This window comes from Aeribacillus sp. FSL k6-2211 (assembly GCF_037966125.1).
GTDB lineage: Bacteria > Bacillota > Bacilli > Bacillales > Aeribacillaceae > Aeribacillus > Aeribacillus composti.
The window spans coordinates 1,451,410-1,468,563 of record NZ_CP150190.1; the positions used below are offsets into that span (position 1 = coordinate 1,451,410).

Below are 17,154 nucleotides of genomic sequence, written 5' to 3' on the forward strand. Positions count from 1 at the left end.
AAAGCGGTTCCCCTGCAAGGAAAAGGCAGATGAAGATCTTTACAATTCGTTTTAATTACGCTTACGATGGAAATACAATAGTTATCCTAAAAGGGGGAATTGCAACATGTATGATGTAGTCATTGTCGGGGCTGGTCCTGCGGGTGCAAGCGCCGCTTTGTTCACGGCAAAAGCCGGTAAAAAAACGCTTGTGTTGGACAACGATAAATCCGTGACGAAACGAGCTTGGATTGAAAACCATTATGGGTTATGGAAATTTCTGGACCTGATTTAATTGAAACAGGGAAAAAACAAGCGGAAAAATTCGGTGCGGAGATTGTGGCAGAAAATGTGGAGACAATTGAAAAACAAGCGGAAGAGCTTGTATTCAAGACGGAAAAAGGATCCTATGAAACGAAACACGTCATATTAGCTACAGGAGTACTGACTGATTTAGCTGACAAAGTCGGGCTAAAGACAAAAGACGGGACTGAACCCCGCATTAAAACAATATTTGATGTCGATGCACTAGGGAAGACAAACGTTGACGGAATTTGGGCTGCGGGTACAGCTGCAGGTGTCAGCGTTCATACGATCATCACTGACGGCGACGGCTTCAAAGTTGCGATCAATGTTATTAGTGAGCTGAACGGCGAGCGTTACGTCGACCATGATGTTTTGGAAAAATGAATAAAAAGGAATGAGGACAAGGCATCAAGCGACTTTGTCCTTTTTTATTTCATTGCAAAAGCGAACTTACCTACCAAAGCGATTCTTCTTTCTCAACAAAAGAACAAACAAATGGATACAACAGCCAACCAGCGAAGGAAAGCAGCAAAAATAAGGCAATTGTGTACTGGAAAGGGAGCCCGAATGCTTGCAGCAAAAGCGGAGGCGACACAACTGCCATTCCGTTGATGTTCCATACCAAGCACACTCCCGGTTTGGGTATCCATAAGAACTGTTTCATATCGGTGACCCTTTCGGACAGCGATCTCATCAAGGCTAAGGATTAATTCATTGTTTTCTAAAACACTTTCAAGAGTTTCTAAATGCTCCTTCTCTTTTTCTTTAGCAACGGAATAAAATATTCTTTCAACAGTTGTATAAGGTATTTTTTCCTTTCGACTCACTTCTTGGATAGTAGAGCCAATGCACATTTCGTACAGATATTCTCTGTACCGATTGGTCTGATGCTTATTAGGACTGATAGATTCAAATGTTTGTGAAAATACCTCATTACAGTTGTGACAACGGTATCTATACACTCTGACAAATAAGAAAAGGGGCTTACCTAATACGGACAAGTCACGAACCTTTCTTGTCCGCCAGTCATGGACATGACTAGAAAAAAAACCGCAGTAAGAACAGCGTTCTTCTGTAGTATTTTCTCGACATGTAACAAATTGCAATCTTCAAGAAACACTTGTTTAACAACTTCAAATTCTGGCAAATCTAGTGATACGGAAAACACTTTAGAACCTCCTGTTATGTTAAGTCACGCTAACATTATTGCCAGGAATTCGTGAGTGTTTTCCTTATTTTTTGGGTTAAATCACAAAATGTGGTGATGAATCTGAAAAATTAATTATTCCAGAGACCATCACTGAACAGGAAAAAGATTTTCTGGCAAGATTAGTAGAAGCGGAAGCGAAAGGGGAGCCTTATAAAGGAAAAGTTGCTGTTGCTACGGTTGTGTTGAACAGAGTGGAAAGCAGCCTCTATCCGGACACAATTACAGAGGTTATTTATCAACCCGGACAATTTACAACTGTGCAAAACGGGGAAATTTACAAGCCGGCCAGTAAAGAATCTAAAAAGGCCGTTCATGAGGCCTTGGCTTTCCAAGGGTTGGGAAGAGGATCCCTTTATTTTTACAACCCTGAAAAAACTGATGATCAATGGGTGCGCTCCAAGTCAATAACGACTGTGATCGGTAATCACATTTTTGCAAAATAAAAGAAAGCCGCCGCAAATGGCGGCTTTTGTCATTCCAAATCACTAAATGAATGTTGCGGATGAATGAAATTGCATGGCGAATGGAGGACTGAGGCGTTACAAATGTTTGCATTTTCTTTTTCTGAGGCACCTTTTGGTATGGAGCAGATCACCTTGCTTGTCCATCGACAAAATAAATCGAATTTTGGCTTAAAATGACATGATAATCATGAATTCATTAAACAGCCAACAAAACATGCAAAAACGATTGTCTTTGCGGTTCGAAATATTGCCATGGACATTTCACAACCAACAAGTATCAAATCACTTTCCAAAGGAAAATATATAACTGGGAGGTGACAAACATGGCGCAGGACGTTTTGTGTGAGGTAAATAACTGCAAATATTGGGCGGAAGGGAATAAATGTGCAGCTGATGCCATTTATGTCGTAAGTCATTCAGGAAAAACGGCAAAAAATCAAAAGGAAACTGATTGCAAGACGTTTGAACCAGAAACATTTTAATAAAATAGAGAGCCGGAAGTTGGCTCTCTTTGTATTTTTGATAATCTTTTCATTTTTATACAACATCTTTTTGGAATTCAGATTATATTTGTTTGCTTATGGCTGATTGAGCAGCGTTCAATTGTTGAATTGCAAACTGCAAAATGGATAGGTAAATGGATAAAATCATTTCTCCGTAACGGCTGCCGGGAACGGCCCACTTCCCATTTAAATCTTTCCAGGTCGGGGCAGAACCTCGTTCCACATAAATAAATCTGGGATCGACAAGGGGGAACCCGGCTGGAAGAGGCTTCGTTGTGGCGTATGCATATAAATGTTGAAGATGGGCCAGAACCCCTTCTCTCGGAGTAGAAAAGCTTGCTCCTGTAACATTTGGACCGGTAGCTCCGATTCCGGCAAAATTGTTTTGATTGCGATTGACTACTCCCGTAAAACGGAAATAGTTCGTTTCATGAATTGCTTGTGCAAATGCGATGTCGCCGCGAATTCCGTAGGATTTGCTTAATTGTTCATACAAATCGCCCAGCTGAGGTGCGCTAGGATTTGTTTTTCCTACATATAAATCCAAGATTGTTCCCGATACGAGCGTTTCTCCTAAAATAGGGATATCCCTTGAATCGGGAGAAGGGGTTTTCGGTTGAAGTGTTGATGAACGAGATGAATCTGTCTTTTGGCCTGATTGTGCCGTTCCTTGTTCTGCAGGAGTTAATATAAATGCATCCTTGTATCCTAATTGAACAAGCCTTGCCAACTGGTCTTTTGCATTTTGCAAATTTTTAAATGCCCCTGTTTGAACGCGGAAATAACTTGTTCCGTCCACCATCGCAGCGGAAAGGAAACTATCAACATTTTTTCCTTTCAGTTCATTTATCAGCTTTTCTGCATTTTCTCGGTTTTTAAAGGAACCGGCAATGACTTTGTACATCCTGCTGCCTGCAGCTGGCGATGGCTGCGGAGTTGGGGTGGTGCGTGTCGACTTTTTGGGCAAATTAAGCGCTTTTCCGATTCCATCGGCTAAGCTTGCTGCATAGTCGCTCATAAAGTCAGACGATGTTAAAAGTTTGATGTCATTCGAATGGTCAATAAACAATGTTTCCAAAAGAACCGCAGGCATTTTTGTTTCTCTTAACACGTGAAAATTGGCGCTTTTTTTGCCCCGATCCTTTACGCTATATTTCGGACCGATAACGCTCATAATTTGATCATGGATGACGGACCGGTATTGGATCGTTCTTGGAGAGGCCCCTCCGTTATAAACATAGCTTTCAAAACCTGTTCCTCCGCCGGCATTAATATGAATGGAACAGAAAAAATCAACATTCTCTCGGTTAGCCATGGATGATCTTTCTGACAAACCGACTGTTCGATCGTCTGTGCGCGTCATGAGAACGTTGACTTGGTAATGTTCAAGTAAATGTTGTCTTGCCAAGAGGGCAATAGTCAACGTAAAATCTTCTTCCTCATAATTTCTATAGGTTGCGCCGGGATCGCTTCCTCCGTGGCCAGGGTCTAAAAGAACGGTTGTCACTGCAATATCCTCCTTCGTTTTCAAACATCCAATTCGCTTGTCTACAAATATTTTATTCAAGTAATGGAAAGGAAGTTCAAAAAAATTTTATTTTTAGCGAAAACTGTATCGAAATCCAAAACATTTAGGTCAATTTGTCGATTTTTTTCATTTTCTTCCTACCAGAATTCAATCAAATCATGTATAATACATTTCGTCATAACATTATACCGAAAAGCAAACAGGTGCCGGCACATAGCTGCCAGCTTAAAAGGGAAGTTTGGTGAAAATCCAACGCGGTCCCGCCACTGTGAATGGGAGCAACCTGGGAAAACCACTGTTTCAACGGGAAGGTCCAGGAAGCGATGACCATGAGCCAGGAGACCTGCCTGTTTGAGCACACCTAAAACCCTACGCGGATAGGGAGGTGTTTGAAAACAATACATATGTACGTTTTCAGACATCTTCTTATCGAATTCAAGAAGATGTTTTTTATTGGAGGAGGAAAATGATGAAAAAATTATCTGCACTATTTTTAGCCTTATTACTTCTATTTGGAATTGCGGCTGGATGCGGCCAACAAAATACATCAGAGCCGTCTGAAAACAAAAGCAATCAAAAGACGGAAGAGACGGCTTCACAATTTCCGGTGAAGGTCAAGGACGGTTTAGGAAATGAGGTGACGGTAAGCGAAAAACCGGAGCGGATTGTTTCGCTAATTCCAAGCAATACTGAAATTGCCTATGCTTTAGGGTTGGGTGAACAAATTGTCGGTGTAAGTGATAATGACAACTATCCGGAAGATGTTCAAAACAAAGAAAAGGTTGGCGGGATGGAATTTAATGTTGAAAAAATTATTTCTTTAAAACCGGATCTTGTTTTAGCGCATGCTTCCAGCGCCCATAACTCGCAGGAAGGGCTGAAGCAGCTGAAAGATGCGGGAATAAATGTTTTTGTAGTCGAAGATGCCCAATCATTTGATAAAGTGTATGACTCCATCCAAACAATCGGCAAAATTACAGGGACAAGTGACAAAGCCGAAGATATTGTGGCTGAAATGAAAACGAAACTGGCGGATATTCAAGAAAAAGGAAAAACGATTCCGGATGATCAAAAAGTGTCTGTTTTTGTCGAAGTGAATCCCGCACCACAAATCTATACGACGGGAAAAGGAACGTTTATGGATGAAATGCTAACGATCATTGGAGCAAAAAATGCAGCGGGCGATCAAGAAGGCTGGCCGCAAATGACGGAAGAAGCCGTTGTAAAACTGAACCCAGACGTCATTGTGACGACATACGGCTATTACGTCGATAAAGCTGTTGACCAGGTGTTGGCACGCAAAGGATGGGAAAATGTATCAGCGGTGAAAAATAAACGGGTTTACGATGTGCATTCCGACTTGGTGAGCCGCCCAGGCCCAAGATTGGTTGAAGGAGTAGAAGAACTTGCGAAAGCAATTTATCCGGATGTCTACAAAAAATAAACATGTGGTCGCCTATACGGCGACCGCTTGTTTTCTTATTTTTTCCGTCTTTTTAGGAATTTCTATCGGAACGTTTCACATCACGTTTAAGGATATTTTCCAAATAATTTTCAATCAACTGTTCTATACCGGTTTGGCGCCGGACATTGATGAAAGCATGAAAAGCATTGTGCTTGATATTCGACTTCCTCGTGTCGTTTTAGCCGGACTTGTCGGAGCCTCGCTTGCAATGGCGGGGGCTTGTTATCAAGGGCTTTTGCAAAACCCTTTGGCAGATCCTTATACGCTCGGTGTTTCATCAGGTTCTTCTTTAGGTGCTGTACTTGTTCTTTTTTTCGGCATTCAAATTCCTTTTTTCGGCTCATTCACTTTGCCGGTTGTCAGCATTTTTACGGGTTTTTTAACGATTTTGGCTGTGATTTTGTTCGCCAATTTCATTGAAAAAACGATGAGGATTGAAACGATTGTGCTGACCGGAATTATTTTAAGTTCCTTTTTAAGTGCTTTCATTTCATTAATGATTGCCCTGACAGGCGAAGAATTGCGACAAATTGTCAACTGGTTGTTAGGAAGCGTTGCGATGCGCGGCTGGGGATACGTATTGATGCTTTTGCCGTTTTTTTTAATCGGGTCCATTTTGATTTTTGTAAACGGAACAGAATTAAACGCTCTGTCCTTTGGCGAAGAAAAGGCGAAGCAGCTTGGGGTCCATGTAAAAAGGAGAAAGCTGTTTATTTTAGCATCATCCTCTTGTTTAGCCGGTGCGGCCGTTGCCATCAGCGGAACGATTGGGTTTGTCGGTCTTGTCATCCCGCATGTAAACAGGCTGCTTTGGGGAAGTGATTATCGCCATCTTCTCCCTCTGTCCGCCATTTTTGGCGCCGCTTTTTTAATTTTGGCGGATCTCGTTTCAAGAACGATCGTGTCGCCGACAGAACTTCCGATCGGTGTGATCACGGCTTTAATCGGCGCTCCCAGCTTTGCCTTTATTTTAATGAAACAAAGAATGGAAAGAAGAGGGTAACATGCTGCAAGTCAAGAACATTTCGGGAGGCTATCAAGAGCGAAAGATTATCGAAAACCTTTCCTTCTCAGTAAAAAAAGGGGAAATATTTGGCATTTTGGGGCCAAACGGGAGTGGAAAGACGACACTATTAAAAATGATCAGCGGGATTCTTCCGGTTAAAAGCGGCACGATCGAGCTTGCCGGCAAACCTCTTTCTGCTTATTCTCCGAAAAAATTGGCGCAAAACATCGCTTCATTGCCGCAAATCCCAACGCAAATGTTTGATTATACCGTTTGGGAGACAGTGGCGCTCGGCCGTTATCCTTTTCAAACGGGTTTCTTCAAGCGGTTGACGGGAGAAGATGAACAAATCATCCAAAAGACCATGGAGCAGACGAATATTTCCCACTTAAAAAATAAAGCGATCAATGAATTAAGCGGCGGGGAAAAACAGAGGGTTTTTTTAGCGCAGGCTCTTGCACAAAACCCCGTTTTGCTTTTATTAGATGAACCCACGAACCATCTTGATATTTCCCATCAAAAAATCATGCTTGATCAGTTGAAAAATTGGACACAATCAAATGGATTAACGGTTGTCTCAATTTTTCATGATTTGAATTTAGCAAGCCTTTATTGTGACAAACTGCTGTTATTAAAAGATGGAAAAGCGGTTGCCGTTGATAATCCATCTGTCGTGATGAACGAAAAAACGATTGAACAGGTGTATGGTGTTTCGATTGTCAAACAATCACATCCGGAGCTTGCCCGCCCGCAAATGCTGCTTATACCCGAACAGAAACAGGAAGAAACATATAAAGTGACAAAAAGGGACATTGTTCAGACGAAGGAACTCATCTATTTAAAAGCGGCATCGCCGCTCAAAACCCTTTCATCTGCCATTATTGGCGGAGGATTTGGCTGGCACAGCACTTTTGTCAACCGTCATGTCGATAAAAGCTACAATTGTCAAGACAGCCGTTCGGAAATGGCCGATTTTCTGCAGAAAAACGGGTTTGATCAACATGCAACAGTCGCCATGATGACCGCGGCTTGTTTGGAAGATGGGGTAGTCAGCGAGCTTGAAGCAGAAGGAGTCTCCGTTGTCATTGTTGTGACAGCAGGACTTTCCAATGCAGTGGATGCAGCAAATAGTATAAAACGGAATGGCATAGCTTCAGGGACGATCAATACATGGATTTTGATAAACGGACGGTTATCTGATCAAGCATTTATTGAAAGTGTGATGACGGCAACAGAAGCCAAAACGAAGGCGCTGGCTGATGAAAAAGTGTTGGATCCTGTCTCCAATACGATTGCAACAGGTACTTCCACAGACAGCATATTGGTGGCTGCCACGCAAAAGGGCATTTTTCATCAGCACGCTGGCACGATCACAACACTTGGAAGATTGGTCGGCAGGGGGGTATATGAGAGTACAATTCAAGCGATTCAGCTAAATAAAAAAAGAAGGGGAAGGACATGACAGAACATGTAATTGCGATCATGCTGGCGTTTGTAATCGATCAAGTCATCGGGGATCCGAAAAATGCCCCCCATCCCGTCCGCTTGTTTGGCTGGTCTATTGCGTTTTGCGAACGGCGCCTCAACAAAGGGCGCTTTAAGAAAGAAAAAGGTATGGCGATGATCATGCTGGTCGGTTTATTTTTTATGCTGGCCGCTTTTTCAATTGTGTCATTTTTCTCTAGGCTTCACCCAGCAGCGGGCATTTTTGCGGAAGCGGTGATCATTTCTTTTATGATAGCGGAAAAAAGTTTGCGGGAAGCAGCTTTGGCAGTTTATGAACCGCTTTGCCAAAAAAATCTCGTTTCGGCAAGAGAAAAGCTGTCATGGATTGTCGGCCGCGATACGGCAGATTTGCCAGAATCGGAAATCGTTCGGGGAACGGTGGAAACGGTAGCGGAAAATACGAGCGATGGCATTACCGCACCGCTTTTTTGGGCGCTGTTCGGCGGAGCTCCTTTTGCGGTTTTGTACAGGGTCGTCAATACTGCGGATTCGATGGTAGGCTATCAAAACGAGAAGTTCGCTGAATTCGGGTTTGCTTCCGCCAAGCTGGACGATTTGTTGAATTACCTTCCGAGCCGTCTGACAGCTTTCATCATGGTACTTGTCAATCATCCGGCAAAAGGGATTCAAAAGCGGGAATGCTTTTCCATTCTGAAAAGGGATGCGCGCAAACACCCCAGCCCCAACAGCGGATTTCTTGAAAGCGCCATGGCTGCTTTGCTGGGTGTATCATTAGGGGGAATCAACCGTTATCAAGGGAAAATTTCTAATCGCCCTAAATTGGGAGACGGGGTTTATTCGCTAGAAGCAAAACATATTCCGGAGGCCATTGATATTATGAAGAAAACAGACAGGTTTTTCTTGCTATTTTTCATGATCGGAGGTGTATGCTTCGATGCTGCCATCACATGGAGCCAATCCATCTTATCTTTATAAATCATTGAACATCCGGATGCCGGAAAACATCATCGATTTCAGCGTCAACATCAATCCTTTCGGCCCGCCTGAATGCATCCGCAAAAATTGGCATCGCTTTTTTTCATTTGTTTCCGATTATCCAGACCCTGATATAAGGGAATTGCGAGCGGTAATTGCCGGAAAGGAAAATGTTTCGCCTGAAAATATATTAATTGGAAACGGTGCCGCAGAACTTATTTTTATCATTGCAGCCGCCTTGCTGCAAAATGAAGACGTTTTGATCGTGGAACCGGCATTTTCAGAATACCGAAAAGCATGCGAACCGTTCTCAAAGAGGATTTCATCCTATGTTTTAAAAGAGGAAGAGAATTGGGAGTTGAACGTTGAGGAGCTAAAAACGGCTCTTTCCGGGAAAAAAGCGGTTTTCCTCTGCCACCCCAACAATCCGACAGGCAAAGTATTTAACCGGGAAGCATTATTGGAAATCATTCAAGATGCCAAAAAGAAGCATGCGTTTGTGGTTCTGGACGAAGCATTCTATGATTTCGCCTTGGAAAACGTATCAATTCTGAATTGTTTATCATCTTTTTCCAATGTGATCATTTTGCGTTCTTTGACCAAAATGTATGCCATTGCAGGTTTAAGACTCGGCTTTTTGTTTGCCGATGAGACGGTCATCCAGAGACTAAAAAAATTTCAGGTGCATTGGAGCGTCAACGCCATTGGACAGAGGGCGGGAATAGAAGCATTAAAGGACGAAGACTATGTTAAAAAAACAAAAAGAATGATCTCTCAAGAACGGAAGCGAATGTTTGAACATCTCCATGAACTTGGTTTTGTGGTGGCGGACAGCTCTGTCAATTTTTATTTGTTAAGAGAGCAGCCAAAAAAAGATATGCTGCCTTTGATCCGCTTTTTATTGGAAAGAGGTATAGTACCTAGACATACATACAATTTCAACGGGCTGTCCGGCAAATACATTCGTTTGGCGGTTAAGAGAAAAGAAGAAAACGACCGGCTTCTTTCAGCGCTTAAGGAGTGGAAGGACAAGTGTTAATCTTTGTGACCGGCGGGGTGAGAAGCGGGAAAAGTTCGTGGGCAGAACATTATTTGACGGCTAAAAAGAATCAGGCCAACCGCCTTGTTTATATTGCAACCTCTTTTCCATCAGACGAAGAAATGACAAAACGAATATTGCAACACCAGCTAAAAAGAGCCCAAGGCAAAGAAAAATGGCTGGCAATTGAACAGACAAATGATGTCGGCAAGTTATCGAAAAAACTGCAAAAAAATGATTTTGTGCTGCTAGACTGTTTAACAACGTTGTTGACGAACGAACTTTTTTTTCATGAACAACATGGTGAACGATGGCAGGCCGCTTCTTTTCGCCAATATGTGTTGGAAAAAATCATCCGTGATCTATCTGAGCTGCAAAAAAGCTGCGAGCTATTTTGCATCGTCTCCAATGAGGTCAACTGGGAATTTCCAGCGCGGTCAAATGCAGTGTTCCAATATGTTCGCCTTCTCGGCCATCTCCATCAACAAATCGTTGAACGTGCGGATTTGGTGGTCAGAATGGAATTCGGCATTCCAGTTGCTATGAAGGGAGAACTACAATGAAAGGGATCATGATTCAGGGAACGGCTTCTGATGTTGGCAAAAGTTTCATTGCAACGGCATTTTGTGCTATTTTTCACAAACTTGGCTACAAGGTTGCTCCGTTTAAATCACAAAATATGTCAAACAACTCATATGTCACATTGGATGGAAGGGAGATCGGCAGGGCTCAAGGAATTCAGGCAGAAGCCGCCGGCACGGCGGCCTCCGTCTATATGAACCCGATTTTATTGAAACCGAAAAGCGATTGCACTTCGGAAATCGTCTTGCTTGGCAAAAGCTATGAAACATTAGGCGGTCAAGCTTACCGCGAAAAATTTTATCTAAAAGGGCTGGAAGCGATTCAGCTTTCACTGGAAAAGCTGTCGGAACAATATGATTTTCTCGTGATGGAAGGGGCAGGAAGTCCTGTTGAAATCAACTTGAAAGACAGGGAACTTGTCAACATGAAAGTGGCCGAACTGGCCGACGTTCCGGTGATACTGGTGGCAGATATCGATCGGGGCGGCGTGTTTGCCAGCATTATCGGGACGCTTGAACTTTTTTCCGAAGAAGAACGTAGCCGGGTAAAGGGGATTATCATCAACAAATTCCGAGGAGATCTCAGCTTGTTTCAACCCGGTGTGCAATGGCTGGAGGAACGGACGGGCATCAAAGTATTAGGGGTGGTCCCTTATGTTTCAGGACATATGATCGAAGGCGAAGATTCTTTGTCGCTTGCCAAACGATTTGCCAACCAAAACAGGAGAGAAATTGACATTGCGGTGGTAAAGCTCCCCTATATATCCAATTATACGGACGTTGAGCCGTTTTTATTTGAAGAAGATGTTTCCATTCGACTTGTGTACGGCCCGGATGAATTCGACGAACCGGATGCCCTCTTGATTCCGGGAACGAGAAGCACGATTCACGATCTGCAACAATTGAAAAATAGCGGCTTGGCTCAAAAGATTAAAGCATACAACGAAACGGGCGGAACGATCATCGGCATTTGCGGCGGTTATCAAATGCTTTCAAGATACTTGTATGATAAAGCCGGATCGGATACAGGGGTGAAAGGACGTTATGAAGAAGGATTCAACATCCTCCCAGTGGGCACAACCTTTTATCATGAGAAAAAAACGGTGCGGAACAAAGGAATTATTCATCCGCAATCAGGTTTTCCCCAGTTTTTCGTGGAAGGGTATGAAATTCATTTAGGCGTAACCGAACCGATTGTTCCGCAAGCAGTGCGGCCTTTTATCAAGCTTTCGGACGGGACGGATGGTGCGGTGATCGACTCTGGAAGGGTTATTGGCACATATTTCCACCATATTTTTTTCAATGACGAATTCCGCACGGAATGGCTCAACAGGATTCGAGAACGGAAAGGACTTGAAAAAAAGCAAGTAAAATGGTTGAAAAAGGAAAAAACAAAAAAGTATGAACAGATTGCCCGACATGTCCAAAACCATATTCATATGGATGATTTGCTCAACATCATTCAATCGTGGGGGAAATGAAATGAGAACGGCCAGACAAATAATGGAGGGTTTTTTTCTTGCGCTCCAGTTTTTCACAATCATTCCGGTTCAAAAGGAGTTTGCAATAGATGAGAAACGGATCAAATTCGCGGTGTTAAGTTTGCCGATGATCGGGTTTTTCATCGGTTTGACAGGGAGTTTGATCATCTATATGGCAAAATCTTGGACACCGCTGTCCAATTGGGCTTGCGCTCTTTTTCTTTTATTCTATTTTGTGGCGATAACGGGCGGTATTCATCTTGACGGTTTTACAGATACAGCGGATGCCTATTTTTCTTATCGCGACAAGGAAAAAAGGCTGAAGATTATGGAAGATCCCAGAGTGGGAACGTTTGGGGTGTTGGCGCTGCTGTTTTTGTCAGCTTTTCGCTTTTTGTTTATGGCGGAAATCATCGGTGCAATCGACAATTTTTGGTTTGCTGTGTTCATTCCGTTTTTTTCCCGTCTCATCGTTTGCGCTCTAATGATTGATGGTCCGGGAATGGCGAAACGGGAAGGGCTTGGGTACTTGTTTGCTAAAACGCTTGCCAAAAAAGATTTCGCCGTTCTGATCGGTTATTTGTTATGTTTTTTCATCGCCGTCCCCATGATCCCGGGTTTACCAGCCGTTTATCTTTTGATGGCCTTCTCGTCTATTTTCCTTTATTTGTACGCCCGCCGGTTTTTCCTTCAATCGTTCGGCGGCTTAACAGGAGATTCCTTTGGAGCAGTGATTGAAGGGAGTGAGACAGTTTTATGGATGGTAACGTGGTTGTTACTCTTATACGTCATGGGTTGACAGAAGCAAATAGACAAAAACGCTATATCGGCTGGACGGATGAAGCGCTGTGTGAAGAAGGAAAAAAAGCTTTGGAAAAAAGCCATTATCCAAAAGCTCCTGATCTGATAATAGCAAGCGATTTGCAACGCGCCGCAGAAACGGCCGGCATCATTTACCCAAAACAAAAATTCGTTGCCTTAAAAGAACTCAGGGAAATGAATTTCGGCGATTGGGAACAGAAAACCTATTCCGAACTGAAAGGAGATGCCCGCTATCAAAGCTGGCTTCGCGATATGCTGCATCTTGAAGTGCCAAACGGAGAATCGTATCCAACCTTTTCAGAAAGGGTCAAAAGAGGCTGGGAAAAGACGGTCACCTATTTTTTTGATGAAACCATTTCCCACATTGCAATGATCACTCATGGCGGCGTCATTCGCGAGATCCTTTATCGGTATGGACCCGAAGGATCATCATATTGGCAATGGCGCTTGGATCATGGAGCGTATTGTTCATTGACAGGAAAGCGAACAGATGTAAGGAGGGGAAAGCGGTGCATGTTGTTGTCGGCGGAGCGTTCAACGGAAAAAGAAAATGGGTGAAAGAGCATTACCGGCTGCAATCCGGCGCTTGCAAATGGTTTTGCGGCTACGTAAAGAAAACCAAAGTGTCTGAAATTTATGAGACGGAGCATTTTCAAAAAATAACGGTCATTGAAGGAATTGAACAATATATTTTTCATCTGATCGATCAATCGTCGGACTGGCAAAAAAAGTGGGAAAAGATGATTTTCAACTGGCATGAGTGGGAAGTAAAAAAGAGAGGAACAGTCATTATTATTGCCAATGATATTACAAAAGGCGTTGTTCCAATTGACCCATTGGAACGCAAGTGGCGGGATGCATGCGGGAGCTGCCTCCAACAATTGATTGCGAAAGCAGGACGCGTTGATATCATTTGGTATGGAATCAGTGAAAGATTAAAATAAAAGTACGGTTAAACTTCTTTCATTCGTTATATTAATGGGAAGATTGCGCAATTAAAAAGAAAGAGGGAACAGAATGAAACAATATGCGTATTTGATAATGTTTATTGCACTTTCCGTTGTCGGAGCATTTATTAAAATCCCCGCGTATATTTCGAGTGTTGCCCTTGATTCATTTCCAGCCCTTGTGGCCGCTGTCGTATTAGGGCCGGTTGCGGGAGCAGTTGCGGCTTTCTTTGGTCATATCATGTCAAGCTATCTCGCTGGTTCTCCGTTAGGAGCGTTTCATGCAATGATTGCAGTCGAAATGTTTTTGCTCGTTTGGGCATTTGGGGTGATTTACAGAAAAAACAAATACGCAGCAGCCGTTTTCTTTTTTATCGCCAATGGTTTTTTAGCTGCCGTTCCTTTTTCCTTTCTGATCGGGAAAGGCTTTTATTTCGGGTTGCTGCCGGGATTGGTCATCGGTACAGCCATCAATTTAATGATTGGTCATATCGTAACCATAAAACTTGTTCCTATTTTAGAAAAACAAAAAGGGGTTCACCGCCATGAGAGACGTTATCATGATTCCGATATCAAATGATGAAGATCTTGTGATTGCCGCTGACAATTCCGGCGGTGTGGGACAAAAATTGTTCGATTACGTCAAAGTTGATTATGAAACGGTCGCTTATTATGGTTTAAGAGTAGCTTTATCCGAATGTTTAACAGTGGGGGCAAAGCCGCTTGCTATCGTCATGCAAAACCTCATCGGTGAAGAAGAATGGTCTCATTTGCAAAAAGGCTGTCAAACCCTTTTCTCGGAACTTAAGTGCGAACCGATTCCCATAACCGGAAGCACAGAAAGCAATTTCAAGATGGTTCAGTCCGCTTTTGCGATCATGGTCATCGGGAAGGTGAGAAGAGCAGACATCAAGGTTCGGAAAACGCCAAGCCATGCGAAATTTGCCTGCATCGGAAAACCGCTGTGCGGAGGCGAAGTAATCGAAAAAAAACATGAAATCGGGCCTCTGCCAATCATAAAAAAACTATTGGAATTGCCGTATGTATTTGAAATCGTTCCGATCGGCTCAAAAGGAGTTCAATATGAATGGAAAAAGCTTTGTGAAGAAAACAAGTTAGATTATTGCCAAATCACTTCAACAGAAATTGATATAACAAAATCGGCCGGACCTGCCACATGTTTTTTAATCTCGTTTCATCCAGACCGAACCGAAGACATTGCCAAAGCGGCAGGCGGGCATTTTTTCCAACTTAATACAAAATGAGGGTTCGAAAATCATGAGCCCAAACTATTAACTTGTTTCCTGTATTTTGCCAAAAGGAGAAAGTGACTTTCATTTTGCTAACCAATTTTTTTACAAAATGAAATTTATTTTTGAAACAGTTCCTAAATAGGCCTTGAACTAAAAATCAAACTGTGAAAGTAAGTTAGACATAAATGAAAAGTTTTTTGCTTGTTTTCCAAAACTAAAACGTTGACTGTACGGTTAATTTTTTGTAAATTAAAAATAATTCTATAAGCAGGGGTGAATGTATTGGGAAGTATTATAGAATTGGAGAGTTAGCCGAGAGAACGAACGTTTCAAAACGAACGATCGATTATTATACGAAGATCGGCTTATTGCACCCAAGGCGCTCTGATTCCAATTATCGCCTGTATGATGAAGAAGCGGTTGAAGCGATTGAATTGGTGAAGCGGTATAAAAAAATGAACTGTCCGCTTTATGAAATTAAAGATATCATTGATATGTTGCAATCAAAAACACTATCAAATCAAAGCTTGGAAATGCATGTCGACCATATTGCCCAACTTATGCAAAATCTTGAAAAAGAAATAAAAGACATGCAGCAATTGATGGATCATATGAACAGGGAACAGCGCACCATCATAATGGAAAAATTGTCTAAGCAAAGTGCCAATTTGGTGAAGGCGTTGCTGGCAACTTATTATTAATCATATTCCCTTTTAAGAAAATACTAAATAAAAGTAAGATTACAGGAGGTGTATTCCTTACTGTTTAGAAGCGGTAAGGGAGATATTTGGAAATTTTCAATTTGCTTATAGTGGCTTTTTTAATCGCCCTCTCAGGTTTTTTTGTGGCATCGGAATTCGCTATTGTCAAAGTCCGAACTTCAAGAATCGATCAGCTTATTTCGGAAGGAAATAAACAAGCGATTGCAGCCAAGAAGGTTATATCCAATTTAGATGAATATTTGTCAGCTTGTCAGCTTGGAATTACCATCACCTCTTTAGGATTGGGCTGGATTGGTGAATCTACGATTGAGCATTTATTGCACCCTGTGTTTGTTTATTTTCAGCTTCCAGCCTCGGTTACAACCATTTTATCTTTTGTAATCGCCTTTTCCGTTGTGACGTTTTTGCATGTTGTTGTCGGCGAATTGGCGCCGAAAACATTCGCCATACAAAAAGCGGAACATATCACGCTACTTTTTGCCCGTCCGCTCATTTTGTTCGACAAAGTCATGAAACCGTTTATTAAGATTTTAAACGGCGCTGCGAGGCTTTTGACGGGTTTGTTTGGCCTCAAGCCGGCACAAGAGCATGAAATTGCCCATTCGGAAGAAGAATTGCGCATTATTTTGTCTGAAAGCTATAAAAGCGGGGAAATCAACCAGTCGGAATATAAATATGTCAACAACATTTTTGAGTTTGACAACCGTATTGCAAAAGAAATCATGGTTCCAAGAACAGAAATTGTTGCTTTTGATAAAGACATGAAATTAAAAGACTGCATTGAGATTGTCATGGAGGAGCATTATACGCGCTATCCCGTATTTAACGGCGATAAAGATAATATGATCGGAATCGTAAACATGAAGGAGGTGCTCACCGACTATGTCAAAGGAATCCAAGGAGAAAAAACGGTGGGCGAATATGTGCGGCCAGTCATTCATGTCATTGAAACGATTCCGATCCATGACCTGTTGGTTAAGATGCAAATGGAACGCATTCATATGGCCATTTTAATTGACGAATACGGCGGGACGGCAGGTCTAGTGACAGTCGAAGATATTTTGGAAGAAATTGTCGGGGAAATTCGCGATGAATTCGATGCGGATGAAACTCCGCAAATTAAGAAAATTACTGATTCGAAAACGGTTGTCGATGGAAAAGTTTTGATAGAAGAAGTCAATGATATTTTTGGCCTCCAGATTAAAGAGTCCGATGTTGATACTATCGGCGGATGGATTTTAACCCAAAAGATGGATGCGAAAGTCGGAGATGAAATTGATTTTGACCAATATTCGTTTAAAATTTTAGACATGGACGGGTTTCATGTCAAAACGGTTGAAATTGCTGAAAGAGAATCATGAAATTAACGAAGATGTTACTAAAGATTTTCTTTTTTGAAGGACAAT

At 42.3% G+C, this 17,154-nt stretch carries 17 protein-coding genes, 2 pseudogenes and 1 riboswitch; of the genes and pseudogenes, 17 read left to right on the forward strand and 2 right to left on the reverse strand.

Annotated elements, in window-relative coordinates; translation table 11 throughout:
* Positions 1 to 106 precede the first annotated feature (106 nt).
* Positions 107 to 669 (forward strand): annotated as a pseudogene (locus NSU19_RS07105) (FAD-dependent oxidoreductase).
* A gap of 92 nt (positions 670 to 761) precedes the next feature.
* Here the strand turns inward: NSU19_RS07105 and NSU19_RS07110 are convergent.
* A complete protein-coding gene (locus tag NSU19_RS07110) occupies positions 762 to 1,391 on the reverse strand; it encodes a transposase family protein (protein WP_339199515.1) in 630 nt (209 codons plus the stop codon).
* A 166-nt stretch (positions 1,392 to 1,557) separates the two neighbouring features.
* On the opposite strand from NSU19_RS07110, the pseudogene NSU19_RS07115 reads away from it, so the two are divergent.
* Positions 1,558 to 1,938, forward strand: a pseudogene (locus NSU19_RS07115) (cell wall hydrolase); the annotation flags it as partial.
* Between the two features lie 344 nt (positions 1,939 to 2,282).
* Entirely contained in the window at positions 2,283 to 2,441 is a 159-nt protein-coding gene (locus NSU19_RS07120) for a DUF1540 domain-containing protein (RefSeq protein ID WP_339199517.1), read from the forward strand.
* Positions 2,442 to 2,523: 82 nt separating this feature from the next.
* Here the strand turns inward: NSU19_RS07120 and NSU19_RS07125 are convergent, their stop codons facing one another.
* The gene (locus NSU19_RS07125; RefSeq protein ID WP_339199520.1) at positions 2,524 to 3,969 is read right to left on the reverse strand and encodes an N-acetylmuramoyl-L-alanine amidase; all 1,446 of its coding nucleotides are present in this window, start codon (positions 3,967 to 3,969) and stop codon (positions 2,524 to 2,526) included.
* Positions 3,970 to 4,174: 205 nt separating this feature from the next.
* A riboswitch (cobalamin riboswitch) is annotated at positions 4,175 to 4,356 on the forward strand.
* A gap of 103 nt (positions 4,357 to 4,459) precedes the next feature.
* On the opposite strand from NSU19_RS07125, the gene NSU19_RS07130 reads away from it, so the two are divergent.
* From NSU19_RS07130 to NSU19_RS07195, 14 genes are all read left to right on the forward strand, one after another.
* Positions 4,460 to 5,434 (forward strand): ABC transporter substrate-binding protein, encoded by a 975-nt coding sequence (locus NSU19_RS07130; protein ID WP_339195713.1) that lies wholly within the window; start codon positions 4,460 to 4,462, stop codon positions 5,432 to 5,434.
* Positions 5,397 to 6,458: an iron ABC transporter permease gene (locus NSU19_RS07135; RefSeq protein ID WP_339194959.1), complete on the forward strand. Its 1,062-nt coding sequence runs from the start codon at positions 5,397 to 5,399 to the stop codon at positions 6,456 to 6,458. Before NSU19_RS07130 ends, NSU19_RS07135 begins: the two co-directional genes overlap by 38 nt.
* Position 6,459: 1 nt before the next feature.
* Positions 6,460 to 7,923, forward strand: coding sequence for an adenosylcobinamide amidohydrolase (locus NSU19_RS07140; protein ID WP_063389405.1), 1,464 nt, complete (start codon positions 6,460 to 6,462; stop codon positions 7,921 to 7,923).
* The gene (gene cbiB, locus NSU19_RS07145) at positions 7,920 to 8,903 is read left to right on the forward strand and encodes an adenosylcobinamide-phosphate synthase CbiB (RefSeq protein ID WP_339199523.1); all 984 of its coding nucleotides are present in this window, start codon (positions 7,920 to 7,922) and stop codon (positions 8,901 to 8,903) included. The genes NSU19_RS07140 and cbiB overlap by 4 nt, the downstream gene beginning before the upstream one ends.
* Complete coding sequence (gene cobD, locus NSU19_RS07150; RefSeq protein WP_339199526.1) at positions 8,863 to 9,942, forward strand: threonine-phosphate decarboxylase CobD; 1,080 nt, start codon at positions 8,863 to 8,865, stop codon at positions 9,940 to 9,942. The genes cbiB and cobD overlap by 41 nt, the downstream gene beginning before the upstream one ends.
* Positions 9,936 to 10,505, forward strand: a complete 570-nt coding sequence (locus NSU19_RS07155) for a bifunctional adenosylcobinamide kinase/adenosylcobinamide-phosphate guanylyltransferase (RefSeq protein WP_339199528.1) — start codon at positions 9,936 to 9,938, stop codon at positions 10,503 to 10,505. The genes cobD and NSU19_RS07155 overlap by 7 nt, the downstream gene beginning before the upstream one ends.
* Positions 10,502 to 12,004 (forward strand): cobyric acid synthase, encoded by a 1,503-nt coding sequence (locus tag NSU19_RS07160; protein WP_339199530.1) that lies wholly within the window; start codon positions 10,502 to 10,504, stop codon positions 12,002 to 12,004. The genes NSU19_RS07155 and NSU19_RS07160 overlap by 4 nt, the downstream gene beginning before the upstream one ends.
* A 1-nt stretch (position 12,005) precedes the next feature.
* Positions 12,006 to 12,803: an adenosylcobinamide-GDP ribazoletransferase gene (cobS, locus tag NSU19_RS07165; RefSeq protein ID WP_339199533.1), complete on the forward strand. Its 798-nt coding sequence runs from the start codon at positions 12,006 to 12,008 to the stop codon at positions 12,801 to 12,803.
* Positions 12,761 to 13,384: a histidine phosphatase family protein gene (locus tag NSU19_RS07170; RefSeq protein WP_339199535.1), complete on the forward strand. Its 624-nt coding sequence runs from the start codon at positions 12,761 to 12,763 to the stop codon at positions 13,382 to 13,384. Before cobS ends, NSU19_RS07170 begins: the two co-directional genes overlap by 43 nt.
* On the forward strand, positions 13,336 to 13,770 hold the full coding sequence (locus tag NSU19_RS07175; protein WP_311067123.1) for a bifunctional adenosylcobinamide kinase/adenosylcobinamide-phosphate guanylyltransferase: 435 nt from the start codon (positions 13,336 to 13,338) through the stop codon (positions 13,768 to 13,770). The genes NSU19_RS07170 and NSU19_RS07175 overlap by 49 nt, the downstream gene beginning before the upstream one ends.
* Positions 13,771 to 13,843: 73 nt before the next feature.
* Positions 13,844 to 14,353 (forward strand): ECF transporter S component, encoded by a 510-nt coding sequence (locus tag NSU19_RS07180; protein ID WP_311067124.1) that lies wholly within the window; start codon positions 13,844 to 13,846, stop codon positions 14,351 to 14,353.
* Positions 14,319 to 15,038 (forward strand): AIR synthase related protein, encoded by a 720-nt coding sequence (locus tag NSU19_RS07185; protein ID WP_063389397.1) that lies wholly within the window; start codon positions 14,319 to 14,321, stop codon positions 15,036 to 15,038. The genes NSU19_RS07180 and NSU19_RS07185 overlap by 35 nt, the downstream gene beginning before the upstream one ends.
* Positions 15,039 to 15,367: 329 nt before the next feature.
* Positions 15,368 to 15,727, forward strand: coding sequence for a MerR family transcriptional regulator (locus tag NSU19_RS07190; protein WP_311067331.1), 360 nt, complete (start codon positions 15,368 to 15,370; stop codon positions 15,725 to 15,727).
* Between the two features lie 86 nt (positions 15,728 to 15,813).
* Positions 15,814 to 17,109 carry a hemolysin family protein gene (locus tag NSU19_RS07195; protein ID WP_311067126.1) on the forward strand — a complete coding sequence of 432 codons (1,296 nt, stop codon included), beginning with the start codon at positions 15,814 to 15,816 and terminating at the stop codon, positions 17,107 to 17,109.
* The last annotated feature ends 45 nt before the right edge of the window (positions 17,110 to 17,154 follow it).

What these genes read in the sequence shown, in the direction of transcription:
- NSU19_RS07120 (WP_339199517.1), top strand. Translation starts at nt 2,283, where the DNA reads ATGGCGCAGGACGTTTTGTGTGAGGTAAATAACTGCAAATATTGGGCG.
- NSU19_RS07130 (WP_339195713.1), top strand. Translation starts at nt 4,460, where the DNA reads ATGAAAAAATTATCTGCACTATTTTTAGCCTTATTACTTCTATTTGGA.
- NSU19_RS07140 (WP_063389405.1), top strand. Translation starts at nt 6,460, where the DNA reads ATGCTGCAAGTCAAGAACATTTCGGGAGGCTATCAAGAGCGAAAGATT.
- cbiB (WP_339199523.1), top strand. Translation starts at nt 7,920, where the DNA reads ATGACAGAACATGTAATTGCGATCATGCTGGCGTTTGTAATCGATCAA.
- cobD (WP_339199526.1), top strand. Translation starts at nt 8,863, where the DNA reads ATGCTGCCATCACATGGAGCCAATCCATCTTATCTTTATAAATCATTG.
- NSU19_RS07160 (WP_339199530.1), top strand. Translation starts at nt 10,502, where the DNA reads ATGAAAGGGATCATGATTCAGGGAACGGCTTCTGATGTTGGCAAAAGT.
- cobS (WP_339199533.1), top strand. Translation starts at nt 12,006, where the DNA reads ATGAGAACGGCCAGACAAATAATGGAGGGTTTTTTTCTTGCGCTCCAG.
- NSU19_RS07170 (WP_339199535.1), top strand. Translation starts at nt 12,761, where the DNA reads ATGGATGGTAACGTGGTTGTTACTCTTATACGTCATGGGTTGACAGAA.
- NSU19_RS07180 (WP_311067124.1), top strand. Translation starts at nt 13,844, where the DNA reads ATGAAACAATATGCGTATTTGATAATGTTTATTGCACTTTCCGTTGTC.
- NSU19_RS07185 (WP_063389397.1), top strand. Translation starts at nt 14,319, where the DNA reads ATGAGAGACGTTATCATGATTCCGATATCAAATGATGAAGATCTTGTG.